The sequence below is a fragment of the Paenibacillus lactis genome (genome assembly GCF_017873605.1).
GTDB lineage: Bacteria > Bacillota > Bacilli > Paenibacillales > Paenibacillaceae > Paenibacillus_AQ > Paenibacillus_AQ lactis.
On record NZ_JAGGKI010000012.1, the window covers coordinates 155,363 to 169,031 of the forward strand.

At 51.1% G+C, this 13,669-nt stretch carries 12 protein-coding genes; 10 read left to right on the forward strand and 2 right to left on the reverse strand.

Going from position 1 to position 13,669, the window contains the following annotated elements:
• The first annotated feature begins 326 nt into the window (after nt 1-326).
• A complete protein-coding gene (locus J2Z18_RS20925; RefSeq protein WP_210095265.1) occupies nt 327-1,586 on the forward strand; it encodes an extracellular solute-binding protein in 1,260 nt (419 codons plus the stop codon).
• Nucleotides 1,587-1,808: 222 nt separating this feature from the next.
• Here J2Z18_RS20925 and J2Z18_RS20930 read toward each other — a convergent pair whose 3' ends face one another.
• Together J2Z18_RS20930 and J2Z18_RS20935 are read right to left on the reverse strand one after the other, a co-directional pair.
• On the reverse strand, nt 1,809-2,918 hold the full coding sequence (locus J2Z18_RS20930) for a coiled-coil domain-containing protein (protein WP_210095266.1): 1,110 nt from the start codon (nt 2,916-2,918) through the stop codon (nt 1,809-1,811).
• A gap of 269 nt (nt 2,919-3,187) precedes the next feature.
• Nucleotides 3,188-3,424, reverse strand: a complete 237-nt coding sequence (locus J2Z18_RS20935) for a DUF2626 domain-containing protein (RefSeq protein ID WP_007129447.1) — start codon at nt 3,422-3,424, stop codon at nt 3,188-3,190.
• Nucleotides 3,425-3,767: 343 nt separating this feature from the next.
• On the opposite strand from J2Z18_RS20935, the gene J2Z18_RS20940 reads away from it, so the two are divergent.
• From J2Z18_RS20940 to bshC, 9 genes are all read left to right on the forward strand, one after another.
• A complete protein-coding gene (locus J2Z18_RS20940; protein ID WP_007129448.1) occupies nt 3,768-4,418 on the forward strand; it encodes an RsfA family transcriptional regulator in 651 nt (216 codons plus the stop codon).
• Nucleotides 4,419-4,570: 152 nt separating this feature from the next.
• The gene (locus tag J2Z18_RS20945) at nt 4,571-5,530 is read left to right on the forward strand and encodes a ketopantoate reductase family protein (RefSeq protein ID WP_210095267.1); all 960 of its coding nucleotides are present in this window, start codon (nt 4,571-4,573) and stop codon (nt 5,528-5,530) included.
• A gap of 13 nt (nt 5,531-5,543) precedes the next feature.
• On the forward strand, nt 5,544-5,930 hold the full coding sequence (locus J2Z18_RS20950; RefSeq protein ID WP_007129450.1) for a DUF3397 domain-containing protein: 387 nt from the start codon (nt 5,544-5,546) through the stop codon (nt 5,928-5,930).
• Between the two features lie 148 nt (nt 5,931-6,078).
• Nucleotides 6,079-7,740: a peptide ABC transporter substrate-binding protein gene (locus J2Z18_RS20955; RefSeq protein ID WP_007129451.1), complete on the forward strand. Its 1,662-nt coding sequence runs from the start codon at nt 6,079-6,081 to the stop codon at nt 7,738-7,740.
• Between the two features lie 263 nt (nt 7,741-8,003).
• Complete coding sequence (locus J2Z18_RS20960) at nt 8,004-8,936, forward strand: ABC transporter permease (protein WP_007129452.1); 933 nt, start codon at nt 8,004-8,006, stop codon at nt 8,934-8,936.
• Between the two features lie 2 nt (nt 8,937-8,938).
• Complete coding sequence (locus tag J2Z18_RS20965; RefSeq protein ID WP_007129453.1) at nt 8,939-9,889, forward strand: ABC transporter permease; 951 nt, start codon at nt 8,939-8,941, stop codon at nt 9,887-9,889.
• Nucleotides 9,890-9,902: 13 nt separating this feature from the next.
• Complete coding sequence (locus J2Z18_RS20970; protein ID WP_007129454.1) at nt 9,903-10,898, forward strand: ABC transporter ATP-binding protein; 996 nt, start codon at nt 9,903-9,905, stop codon at nt 10,896-10,898.
• On the forward strand, nt 10,895-11,833 hold the full coding sequence (locus J2Z18_RS20975) for an ABC transporter ATP-binding protein (protein ID WP_007129455.1): 939 nt from the start codon (nt 10,895-10,897) through the stop codon (nt 11,831-11,833). Before J2Z18_RS20970 ends, J2Z18_RS20975 begins: the two co-directional genes overlap by 4 nt.
• 170 nt (nt 11,834-12,003) lie before the next feature.
• Complete coding sequence (bshC, locus tag J2Z18_RS20980; protein ID WP_210095268.1) at nt 12,004-13,635, forward strand: bacillithiol biosynthesis cysteine-adding enzyme BshC; 1,632 nt, start codon at nt 12,004-12,006, stop codon at nt 13,633-13,635.
• The last annotated feature ends 34 nt before the right edge of the window (nt 13,636-13,669 follow it).

The window sequence follows — 13,669 nt, forward strand, 5'->3', positions numbered from 1 at the left end:
TGAAAAAGGGGCGGTTCGGAAATCTTTATCATTTCCGGACCGTCTTTTCTAATATCTTCCGCAGCACTTGGGTGCGGTGCAAGAAGGGATCCCTCACTCTTGCTTGTATTGGGTTCATGCCGTATAGAGACTCCGGGGCAGTGAGCTTGCTTAATGCGTTCTGCATTCACTTGACAACATACTATACAGCTGCGCAGGGTACGGTTTCGTATAGTTCTATCTGTCTGTTCTTGCAAACCGGTGGTATAATCTATAAATGAGATAGGACAAGAGCACTAGAGGTTTGGTAAAATAAGGGCAAGTGGCTAAAGGAGTGAAGTGGGGATATGAAACGGAAAAAATATTGGTTCCTCTTTGCGGTCTTATTATTGTCTTTATCCAGTTTATCTCCCAGCTTCGACTTCACTCATTATACCAAGCGGGAGCCGCCCGGAGATGAGCCGATTCCGCCCGAACAGCGGCCGGAAACGCCGGAAGCCGACCAGGGCCCGATTCAGGTCGGGGTTCAGTTAAGCGGCGCCGAGCTGAGGAAGCTGAATGAGCTGAACGAACAGTTTATGCAGGAGTACGGCGCCGAGGTTAAGATAGTTCCTCTGGAATCGAATGATCCAGACGGGGAGGAATCCCTGGATTCCTTTATGATGCAGTTAAGCCTGGGAGAAGGGCCGGATATCCTTTTGACAGATTCGCATTATATAAAAGCGCTTGCAATGAACGGTTATTTGCTCCCGGTCGATGCCTCCCAAGCGGTTATGCCGGACGGCGAGGCCTTGAATGGCCTGCTCACGCCGCTGCAGTGGAACGGATACCAATGGGGCTTGCCTTTCGACATCGATCCCTATGTCATGGTCTGGAACGGGCAAGGGAAGGACGAACCCTCCAAGAAGCTGCCCCGAAGCCGGAAAGAATGGAAAGAATATTTCGGCGTACATACATCCGGTGCGGTGCTGTCCTTTGACTTAAGGGACCCCTACGCCTTTGCAGCTGCGGTTCACCTCATGGAAGGAGATCCGTCCAGTCCGGATCGGGATGTTCTGGACTTGCTGCTGCGGGGCATCAGACCTGCTTCGGAGTCAATGAGCGGCGAGCAGCAGGTTCCCGGGGAAAATTCGGAACCGAGTGACGAGCCGGGAACCGTTCAGATCGGGCCCTATTCAGCCTTTGTCGATCAAGACACCGACGGTAGGACTCTTGCTCTCGCGATGGGGAATAATCATCCAAAGTCCCCTGTCGTTCGCACACGATGTCTTGCCGTTGCGGCCCAAACGGAATCTTCCGCACTCGCCATGAAATGGATAACGTACATGACGGAAAAAGAGCAGCAGCGCGAATGGAGCAAGTCGGCAGGAACGCTGCCTGTTTTGTCAGAGCTTTACGTGACCAGCAGTCACTTGCTTCATGACCAAGGCATCTGGCAAAAGGCGGCCGTGCCGGTTCAGCTGCTGCTTGCGGAGAACGAAGCTTCGGTGCTCGATTTTGGGGAGCCGGTGAACTTCCAGGCCTATGCCGAATCGGCCCGGAGCCTGTTGAGCGGAGAAATAACCATGGAGAAGTACCTGGAGCTGCATCCTCCTGAGGCAAAGTGAAACGCATAATTAGGATCAGCACGTCAAACAGCTGCCCGGAACGTTAGATTGCGAATGTTCCGGGCAGCTGTTTTTTTGTTCATCCTATGTAGTGGATAATAGAGGCGTCAATCTAATGGCAGTTAATCCATACAGCCTTAAAGATGATAGTGACCGGGGGGCGGGACTATCGGTACTGCGCTTAATTGCAGTGGTTTCTTAAGTTAAACAAGCTATAGCAAGCTATAAATCCAGCTCCATCGTAACCATGAGCCTCTGATTGGCGCTTGAAACCTCTGTTGCTTTCAGAAAGGACACCAGCTGTTTCGGATAGAAGTTCATGTCGAATTCTTCCTGGAGCGCCTGGCGCGTTGTGTCCGGCAGCTCGATCCGGTTGAATACAAGCTTGTCGACATGGAACATAATGGCGTTCTGCGGATCTTCGACAACCGTATACCGGCCTTCGATCAAAAGGGATAAATTGCCGCTTTCTCCGGATGCAATCACTTTGCCGTCATTGAAATGAAATGCGAACGAGTTGAAGAGCTCGTCCTCGGACCGGAGGAAGGCATTAAGCTCATCTTCATGAATGTTTATCGTATACACTTTCCCGTTTGTCTTCAATATGTTCTTGCTGCCCTGAACGAAATCCGGAAGATTCTCCATTGCGTTTGCCAGGGCCCGGAAATGGCGTTTCACCTCGTAGAGGCCGACGTTCTCCCAATATAAAGTAAACTCCTCAATCAGCTTTTTCATGGCTTCAGGATTGCTGCTTGTCGATACGGCGCTGTCCACCTGCTTCTCCAGCGCAAGCACACGTTCCCGCTGCCTGACCAGATTATCCTTCACTTCAACAAGCGCCGATGCATTCCGAGCGGCCTCAGCCTTGGAGGAGGCAAGCTCCTGAAATTGGTTGTTATAGGCCGTTAACACGTCCCGGTCATTCTGAATGATCAAATCGTAAAAATCCAGTACACGGAAAAACCCGGCCAAGCTTTTAGCAGATAACAGCATGTAATATAACTGCTCGCGCTCGCCCATGTAATAGGAACGCAGCACAGCTCCGGCGCGCTCCTGGCGGTCACGAATCGTCAGCTCCAATTCTCCGATCTTCCCTTGAAGCTCGTCCTGCAGCGCTTCAAGCTCCACAATCCGGCTCGAAATCCGGGAAATCTCCTCATCGATCTCGACAATGGACAGACTGTCCTGCAAGATGCGGCGCGCCTCTTCCGAGTCCGGCATGACGGGGCTTGCATCCTGCTCGGAGTAAACCGCTGGAGTAAACATGAAACAGAACAACAGAAGCAGCGTGAGCATGAACGGGAGGATCGGCGTTTTTAATCGTTCAATCAACAGGAGTCCTCCTTGAATGGTTGTTTAGACGAAAGGAATCCGTCCGCTGTCCCTTCATTGTTAACCAATATATGATGATGACGTTATAAATATCAACCTTTTGGAAACTGAAAAAAAACGACCCGCAGCAAATGCTCCGGATCGCTTTTTTTTAAAGACACTGTTCACGAATCGCAAGGAAATCATCCGCACCCGTCCGCTTAGCCGGGTTGTCCAAGTTCAAGCGCCAGCGGGAGCGGATATTCGCCTGCTTGGTTTGTTGGCATTCATTAGAGCGGCTTGCCCATAACGAAGACCGTCCAGTAGCTGAAGCCTGTGAAGGTCACGATCATATAAGCCCAGAAGAGAAGAATATAGGTTCTCTCCGTGAATTTCAAATATCCCAGGATCACGAAAAATGCCGTCTGCAGGAAGAACAGCAGAGCCATTTCAATAAGATCACCGGCGAAGGCCATCAACCCGATCGTTAGGGTAAAAAAGCCCAGCACTCGAAACATCCGTGCCACGATATATCCTCCTCTCGTATGTACGCACATAATGCCGCTATTCCCATTATAGCGTTACGGGAAAATGGTGTAAACGCCTAACTCAAGAAAAACCTGCTTTATTTTTATTATGTGCCGAGAAGGCTTCGAAATAATCAGGAAGTTTTTCTAAGGTTTCGCACCATTTCCCCGCTTAAGCGTATGATCTGTATTCAAAATGGAAATACATTTTAGTATCAAATAGATTCTATGAACTCTATGAGAGGCATAGGAATGAATTAAGCAGTTTTTATACCCTATTCAGCAGCCGATTTACGGTATTGAAGACGGTTATTTTAGGATGTCGTTAGGAGGGTTTTATGGTATGTCAGCAGTAAGACAGGATGCTTGGAGCGCAGAGGATGATCTGATTTTAGCGGAGGTGACCCTGCGCCATATTCGGGAGGGCAGCACCCAATTGGCTGCCTTTGAGGAAGTAGGGGAGCGGATCGGCCGCACTTCGGCCGCCTGCGGATTTCGATGGAACAGCTGTGTGCGCAAAAAATACGAGGAAGCAATCAGCTTGGCGAAATCCCAGCGCCAGAAAAGAAGTTATTATAAGAAGCAGTCGCCGCTTAGCGGCCCGCAGGTTGCAGGCGTAGCTGCCCAGGAACTGGAACAGGATGCCTATAAAAACGACGGAGCCACGGAAGAAACGCTGTCCATTGATGCCGTCATCCGTTTCCTTCGTCAATGGAAGGGCGGGTTGCAGGAAAGCTCACGCCAGTATAAGCTGCTGGAGAAAAATCTGCGCGAGAAAGAGGAAGAGCTTGCAAGACTTCGCAGCGAGAATGAGCGTCTCTTGAAGGAAGTCAGTGAAGTGAAAACCGATTACCATGTCGTCAATGATGACTATAAGGCGCTGATCCAGATCATGGATCGGGCGCGAAGACTGGCTTTCCTGAATGAAGAGGACGAGGAGCTGAAAACTCGCTTCAAAATGGACGCCAACGGAAATCTGGAACGAATCGAATAGAAACAGGCTAGACATCCAGTGCCTAGCAGCCGTAACCCGCATTAGTGCATTTCATGCGCTTTGGCGGGTTATTTGTGCGTATATGAATTCTTTCTGATATATACTAGAGCTAGTACAGCATTTTGTTATTTCTAGCGATGATGGAGGTAAGGATGAACATACATATTTTGGGGGCCGGTTCCTTGGGCCTGTTATATGCCGCCAAGCTTGCGGCAGCCGGAAATGACATCACATTATGGTGCCGCGGCGCTCAGCAGGCGGAGAGAATCGGGACAGAGGGGATATCATTGGATAATACGGCCGGCGAACGGACGCTGGTCCAGCCGGACCGGATCAAGGCGTATCCGCTGTCTGCCTTTGCGGCTCGGGGCGGGGCGGAAGGAGCAGATGTTCTTTTTCTTATGTTAAAACAGCAGGGCATCGAGGATATGGCAAAGCAAGTGCTTCTTCCGTTCGGGCATGCGAAACGCCGGTTGATTTGCTTTCAAAACGGAACAGGCCATATGGAGCTTCTTAACCGCTACCTTCCGGCCTGGGAGCTTTACGCAGCGATAACGACGGAGGGCGCCAAGCGTACGGGTCCGGCCTCGGTGCTTCATGCAGGACATGGAACGACGACGATCGGGAGGCTGCCTCAAGCTGAGGGGTCCAGTGGGCAGGAGCAGGAAGACGAAGCCGAAATCGAGCTGGTGAAACAGCTTAACCGTGCAGGATTCGAGTCGTTTTTGTCGAAAGAAATGGAAGAGATGATCTACCGGAAGCTGCTCATGAATGCTGTCATCAATCCGCTGACGGCTTTGTGGCGGGTTCGAAACGGAGAGCTGCTGGCCTCGCCGCAGCGGGTGGCGATCATGAGGGCGCTTTACGATGAAGGAATGGCGGTATATAAGGCGGGCAATATCCCGTGCGGGAGCCATTTATGGGAGCAGATCGAGCAAGTCTGCCGGTCTACCTCGGACAACACCTCCTCGATGCTGAAGGATGTTCTCGAGGGACGCACGACGGAAGCGGCCTGGATTAACGGAAGTATCGTCCGCATGGGCAGAAGATATAGAGTAGCTACACCACACCACGAGCTCATTTTACAGCTTATTGAGGGAATGACTATATAGGAGGTACGATAGTATGGGTTTCTTGAACAATCTGCTCTTTTGGTTGAGTGTAATTCCATTCATTCCGTTTTTCCTGGTATACTTCATCGTCATTCGAAAGGGGAACAGCCGTAAGCAGGCGATTGAGCTCGCCATGGATGTGACGACCTTCTTTTTGATATTCTCGGTTTCGGCTTTGTTTAACATTATATTCCAGTCAAAATTTGGTTTTTATCTGGTTTTGCTCCTGCTGCTCATTGCAGCAGGGTTGATCGGGAGTGCGCAAAACCGCTGGAAGGGCCGGGTCAATGGGAAGAGACTCGTCAGGGCGGTGTGGCGCCTGGGGTTTGTCGCCTTAAGCGCTGGATACTTACTTTTTACATTTTTTGGACTGCTTACATACATAATTAAGGTTACATAGGGACAACTTAATCGTTAAGATAACACTTGGGGAATCTGCCAGATCTAGGATCAGGCAGATTTTTCAATTTTCTGATTTATGGATTTTTTTGACCACTGGTTGTATAATCGATAAGCATATACCTATTTTATGAGGGGGATAACGCAAGATGAAGAAACACAAGAAACTGCTGCTTCTCATGACACTGATTCTTGCCTTCAGTTCAGTGTTGGCCGCATGCGGAGCTGACAAGAATGATCAAAGTGCCAACAGCGGAACAGGGAACAAGCCGAAAGAACAAGTCTTTCGCATGAACCTTGCCTCCGACCCTCCGACATTGGATCCAGGATTGTCCCAGGACAATACATCGAATACGGTTATCAACGCTGTGTTTGAAGGTCTGGTTCGCAAAGGTGCCGACGGCACGGAAGAACCTGGCGTAGCGGAAAAATGGGACATCTCCGAAGATGGCCTCAAATATGTTTTCACCCTTCGCAAGGACGCCAAATGGAGCAACGGCGATCCGGTAACGGCCAAGGATTTCGAATTCGCGTGGAAGCGCGTGCTCGATCCTAACTTTACTCCTGCATCCCCTTACGCTTACCAGCTGTACTACATCAAGAACGCTGAAGCGTATAACAAAGGAGAAATGAAAGACGCTAACGAAGTCGGTGTAAAAGCAACCGATGACTACACGCTGGAAGTAACGCTGGAGAACCCGACGCCATACTTCCTGAGCCTCATGTCCTTCCAAACGTATTTCCCGGTTCATAAATCCGTTGAAGGCAACGCTTCTTGGGCGACGAAACCGGATACGTTGATCGGGAATGGTCCGTTCAAAGTTTCACAAATGACGAAGGGCCAAAAGATCGAGCTTGTGAAGAACGACCAGTATTGGGACAAAGCTTCCATCAAGCTTGAGAAAGTACAAATGAGCATCGTTAACAGCTCTGCGACCGAGCTTGCAAGCTACCGTAACGACGAGCTGGATTATGCCGGACATCCGACAGGAAACATTCCGACAGACCAGCTGAATGCGGTGAAGAAAGAGCTTGGCGATGAGCTTGTGATCAAGGGGATCGCCTCGACGTACTTCTATATCTTCAATACAACGGAAGAACCGTTTGATAACGTAAACATTCGTAAAGCCTTTGCGATGGCAATCGACCGCAAGGCGATCGTAGAGAAAATTACGCAAGGCGGACAGCTCCCGGCTTACGGCTTCGTTCCTCCGGGCATTAAAGGCGAGAAGGATGAATACCGTAAAGAAGTTCCGGACAACTACTTCAATGAGAATCTGGAAGAAGCGAAGAAGCTGCTCGAACAAGGCATGAAGGAAAAAGGCTATACGACTTTGCCGGAGGTTACGCTGATCCACAACTCCGATGACAACCACAAGAAGATTGCGCTGGCCATCGCGGATATGTGGAAGAACAACCTTGGCGTAACGGTTAAGGTTCAAAACCAAGAGTGGGGCGTATTCTTGAAGAACCGCACGGATCTCAACTACCAAATTGCACGTTCCGGATGGGGAGCCGACTACAACGACCCGATGACCTATATCGACATGTGGACATCGACCGGCGGCAACAACGATACCGGCTTCAAGAGCGAAGAGTATGACAAGCTTGTCAAGGAAGCTTATGCTACCAGCGACAATGCGAAGCGCATGGAATTGATGTCTCAAGCGGAGAAGATTCTCGTTCAGGACAACCAGGTTGTTATGCCGATCTACTACTACTCTAGCGTTTCCCTGGTTAAACCTTGGGTGAAGAACCTCCATCTTGATTATAAAGGCGATATCGATTTCACACGTGCGTATATCGAGTAGTCTTCTGTAATTCCTTTATAAAAGTGCATGTTCAAAAAGTCGGTTTAAAAGACGACTTTTTGAACAACCTCTAAAAGGTTGCAGTTCGGGATATATATGTGGGGCTTCTAACACCTCATATATATCCCGATTTTTTGTATGAGCGCCCGGTTACCAAATCCTGTGTCCCTTGGTGAAACTTATTGGATGCTCATTTGATTAGGGAAGACTACAATGAAATAGACGGCTTGGTATAGAACAACAGGAGCAGGAGGACGACAAGAATGCTGAGGTATGTGGCGAGTAAGTTTTTTTACATGCTTGTATCCTTGTTCATACTGATCTCAGCCACTTTTTTTCTTATGAAGGCCATACCGGGAGATCCGTTTATGGGAGAGAAAAAACCATCGCCTGAAATCTTGGCGAGGCTGATGGAGCAGTATGATTTGGATAAACCGGTTTTTCAACAATACACGAAATATTTAGGTAATATCATTCAAGGTGATTTCGGTTTGTCTATGAAGCATCAGGGGCAATCGGTCACCGATATTATAGTAGATACGTTCGGACCTTCGCTTCGGTTGGGTCTGATCGCGATTGTCGTCTCCGTAATCGTCGGTGTACTGCTGGGGATGCTGGCAGCACTTTATCACCGGAAGCTGATTGACAATCTAGCGATGATTATCTCGGTTCTCGGGATCGCGGTTCCGAGCTTCGTCCTGGCATCCATGCTGCAGTTCGTATTGGCGGAGAAAGCCGGCCTGTTCAATGTCATGGGCTTTGACGGTCCGCTCGATTATGTCCTGCCTGTCATGGCTTTGTCCGCACAGCCGATCGCGTTTATCGCCCGTTTGACACGCTCCAGCATGCTGGAAGTGCTTCATTCGGATTATATCAAGACAGCAAAAGCCAAAGGACTTAACTGGTTTGCAATCATGTTCCGCCATGTCATCCGCAACGGCATCCTGCCGGTGGTTACGTATGTCGGTCCAATGACTGCCAATATCATTACCGGTTCTGTCGTTATCGAGCAAATTTTTGGTATCGGCGGCATCGGCAAGCAGTTTGTGGAGAGCATTACGAACCGTGACTATACGGTGATCATGGGGATTACGATTTTCTACGGCATTCTGCTGATGCTGGCGCGTTTCGTTACAGACATCGTATACGTATTTGTGGATCCGCGCATTAAACTATCCGGCGGGAAGGAGGGATAAACATGGCGACAGAACAGGGAATGCCTCATCCGGCCGCTCAGCAATTAACGCCTGAAGACTTCCGGAAGATCGGTCCGGATGAGAAGCAGTCCGAAGTCATCCAGCGGGAAAGCTTGTCTTCCTGGCGGGATTCCTGGGAACGATTGCGCAAGAATAAGCTTGCGATGACGGGCCTCGTTGTCATGATCCTGATTGTCATCATGGCGATCATCGGACCGATGATTTCGAATTATGACTATGAAACCAATGATTTGATGAATACGAACGCTCCGCCTTCCGCCGAGCATTGGTTCGGTACGGACGATCTGGGCCGCGACGTGTTTGTCCGCACCTGGATGGGAGCTCGCATATCTTTGACGGTTGGCCTTGCGGCGGCAGCCATTGACCTGATGATCGGCGTTATTTACGGCGGCATTATGGGTTACTTCGGCGGGCGCGTCGACGAATTCATGAATAAATTTGCAGAAATTCTGTATTCCATTCCTTATTTGCTGGTAACGATTTTGCTTCTGGTCGTGTTTGAGCCGAGTCTTGGGACGATCATACTTGCCTTGACGATTACAGGATGGATCAACATGTCCTGGATCGTGCGAGGCGAAATTATGCAGCTGAAAAACAGGGAATTCGTGCTGGCTTCCCGGTCGATGGGCGCAAGCGCGCCGCGGCTGTTGTTCCGGCACTTGATTCCGAATGCGATGGGACCGATCATCGTTACATTGACGTTGTCGGTGCCGAGCGCGATTTTCTCCGAAGCGTTCCTGAGCTTCTTGGGTCTTGGCGTACAAGCGCCTGTCGCTTCGTGGGGCTCCATGATTAACGACGCTCTGTCGGGATGGATGTACTATCCTTGGCGGATGCTGTTCCCGGCTCTGTTTATCAGCTTGACGATGCTTGCATTCAACATTTTCGGTGACGGTTTGCGCGATGCGCTGGATCCGAAATTGAAAAAATAGGAGGTGGGAAGGTATGGAACCGATCTTGCAGGTTAAAGACCTCAACGTATCGTTTCGTGTCCGAGGCGGCGAGGTAAAGGCTGTGCGCGGCGTGAATTTTGAAGTCGGCAAGGGGGAGACGGTTGCCATCGTTGGTGAGTCCGGCAGCGGTAAAAGCGTTACCGCCCAGACCATTATGCGTTTGATTCCGTCGCCGCCCTCAGAGATCAAAAAAGGAGAGGTCATTTTCCAAGGACAGGACCTTCTCAAAAAAACGAATAAACAGATGGAAGCGATCCGCGGCAAGGATATCGGGATGATCTTCCAGGATCCGATGACCTCGCTGAATCCGACCATTAAAATCGGCAAGCAGATAACCGAGGTGCTCGTGAAGCATCAGCGCATGTCGTTCTCCGAAGCGAAGAAGCAGGCGATCGAAATGCTGAAGCTCGTCGGCATCAAGAATGCCGAGGAACGGTTTGATCAATACCCGCATGAATTTTCGGGCGGCATGCGTCAACGTGCGATGATCGCGATCGCGCTTGCCTGCAAGCCGACGCTGCTTATTGCGGACGAACCGACAACGGCGCTGGACGTGACGATCCAAGCTCAAATCATGGATGTCATGAAGGAAATGCAGCAGCGTCTCGGCACGTCGATTATTCTGATCACCCATGACCTTGGGGTCGTGGCCGGCATGTGCGATCGCGTGATCGTTATGTATGCGGGCGAAGTGGTAGAGACCGGAACGAAATGGGAGATCTTTAAAAATCCCCAGCACCCCTACACGAAAGGTCTGCTTCGTTCCATGCCGCGCCTGGATCAGAAGAAGGACGAGCCGCTCATTCCGATCATCGGAACGCCGCCGGATCTGATCAAGCCGCCTGTCGGCTGTCCGTTCTGCGCCCGCTGCGATGAGGCGATGAAGATTTGCGAACGGATCGACCCGGGAGCGACGGAATTCAGCGACACGCATATGGCGCGCTGCTGGAATTTGCATCCGATGGCGAAGGAGGCGCAAAGCTCATGAAGGATAACCATCTGATTGAAGTGAAAGGCCTCAAGAAATACTTTAATGTCGGCGGAGGCAATGTGCTCAAGGCGGTCGACAACCTGAACTTCTATATCCGCGAAGGCGAAACGCTCGGCATGGTCGGGGAATCCGGCTGCGGCAAATCTACGGCGGGTCGGACGATTCTGCGTTTGTACGAGCCGACGGCAGGCAGTGTTAACTTTAATGGTACGGACATTTACAAGCTGTCGCCGAAGAAAATGAAGGCGATGCGGCGCGATATGCAGATGATCTTCCAGGATCCGTATGCATCGCTGAATCCGAGATTTACGGTTTCCGATATTATCGGTGAAGCGCTGGATATTCACGGCATGGCCGGAAGCCGCGCAGAGCGCAAGAAACGGATTGAGGAGCTGCTTGACATGGTCGGCCTGAACAGCGATCATGCAACGCGTTATCCCCACGAGTTCTCGGGCGGTCAGCGGCAGCGGATCGGCATTGCGCGCGCGCTTGCGGTCAATCCGAAATTCATCATATGCGACGAGCCGATCTCGGCGCTCGACGTATCCATTCAGGCTCAGGTGGTCAACCTGCTGAAGGATTTGCAGAACCGTCTCGGATTGACGTACCTCTTCATCGCTCACGACCTGTCGATGGTCAAGCATATCAGCGACCGCGTAGCGGTGATGTATCTCGGGAAAATGGTCGAGCTGGCGGACAGTGAAGAGCTGTACGCCAACCCGATCCATCCTTACACCAAAACGCTGCTGTCCGCCATTCCGATTCCGGATCCGGAAATCGAGGCGAACAAAACGCGTCTTAAAATGGAAAATGACATGCAGGGACCGATTTCGGCCGCCAAAGGCGAGGACGGAACGGTTCAGCTGGATGTGGATGATACCGAACTGGTCGAGGTATCCAAGGGCCATTGGGTTGCCAAGGCTTACGCATAATTCGGCCTTGACAAGTAGGAATAGCCGCAGGCAATCATGCCGGCGGCTATTCTTTTCCTTTGACGCACAATACCAACATTCGGTACAATCAAGAAAGGTTTTATTTAGGTTAGAATAAATGATCGTACACATATTGGAATTTTGGCGACGAAAGAATAGGAGGCGACCTCATGAATATCGTTCCGGAACCATTACACCTCGCCTCGCGTCTTGCTCAGGACTATATTCACCGTTTCGATCAAGTCAGCGGATTATACGGTGGAGATTACCGCAGCGAGCGAAGTTTTGCCGAGCGGGCAGCATGGCTGGACCTTTCGGAAGACAAGCGCACGCCGCGCAAGGCGCTGGTCAGTTGTCTTCGGGCATATAATAAGAAGCACAATAATCATCCTGCAGTACATACGTCGCTGGATTCACTGGAGCAGCAGGGTACGCTGGTGATGGTCGGCGGGCAGCAAAGCGGGTTGTTTACAGGTCCGCTGCTCGTTGTATACAAGGCCATCACGATCATCCAGTCTGCCCGGGAAGCACAGCGGCGGCTCAACCGGCCGGTGGTGCCTGTATTTTGGATCGCTGGGGAAGATCATGATTGGGACGAGGTGAATCACACGTATTTCTTGTCCCCGGATCAGAGCCTTGCCAAGGTGAAGCTGGATCCGAAGGATGCACTGAGAACCTCTGTCAGCTATACGAAAGTAGACCGTGCGGATTGGGACGGGCTGCTGAACGAGCTGCAGCAGCAGCTGCCTGACAGCGAACACAAGGGCGAGTTGTTGAGGCTGGTCAGCGAATCGGTCCAGGATGCACCCTGTTTAAGCGATGCTTTTGCAAGGCTGCTCGGCGGGATGTTCGGCAAATACGGATTGATTTTACTCGATTCCGCCGACCCTGCGCTGCGGGAGCTGGAGGTTCCCGTGTTCGAAGCGATGATCAAGCGTAATGAAGATTTATGCCGCTCCTACCAGGCTGCGGCTAAAGAAATCGCCGGACGGGGCTATGAAGTTCAGGCGGAGGTCGCGGAGAATGGGGCGAATCTCTTCTACGTGCATGAAGGCAGACGGCTTCTGCTGTTCCGCGAGGGGGATGTCTACTCGGACCGGAAGGGCCTCGTATCCTTTACACGGCAGGAGCTTCTCGACGAGCTGCATAAGCATCCGGCCCGGTTCAGCAACAATGTGCTGACCCGTCCGATCATGCAGGACTCACTGTTCCCCGTACTCGGAACCATTCTCGGCCCAGGCGAGATTTCGTATTGGGCGATCACCCGCGACGCTTTTGCCGATCTGGGATTGCGGATGCCGCTGATCATCCCGAGAATGTCCTTTACGCTTCTGGATGGGACCGTTCATAAATACATGGATAAGTATGAGCTGACCTTCCAGGACGTGCTGCTCAATCTAGCGGAGAAGCGGGATGCGTGGCTGGCTGGCCAAGACAAGCTGAATTTGGATGAACGGTTTGCCCAAACGAAGGACGCGTTTGAGACGCTGTACCAGCCTTTGATAGAAGATCTTGGTAAAATGCAGGAGGGGCTGTTAAAATTAGGGGAAACGAACCGCGAGAAAATCTTGGAGCAGATGGATTTCCTGCTCAGCAGATCAAAAAGCGCATTGGCCCAGCAGCATGAAGCAGCTTTGGCGCAGTGGAAGCGGATCGAAGTGTCGCTTCTGCCTGAGGGCAGCCCTCAGGAAAGGGTGTACAACATCGTAGAATACATGAACCGCTACGGGCTGAATCTGGTGGACCGCCTGATGGAAATCCCGTATGAAGGTTCGGGCACCCATCGTGTCGTATTCATATAATAAGCCGGTATGCATTAAACAGACCATAGGAGGT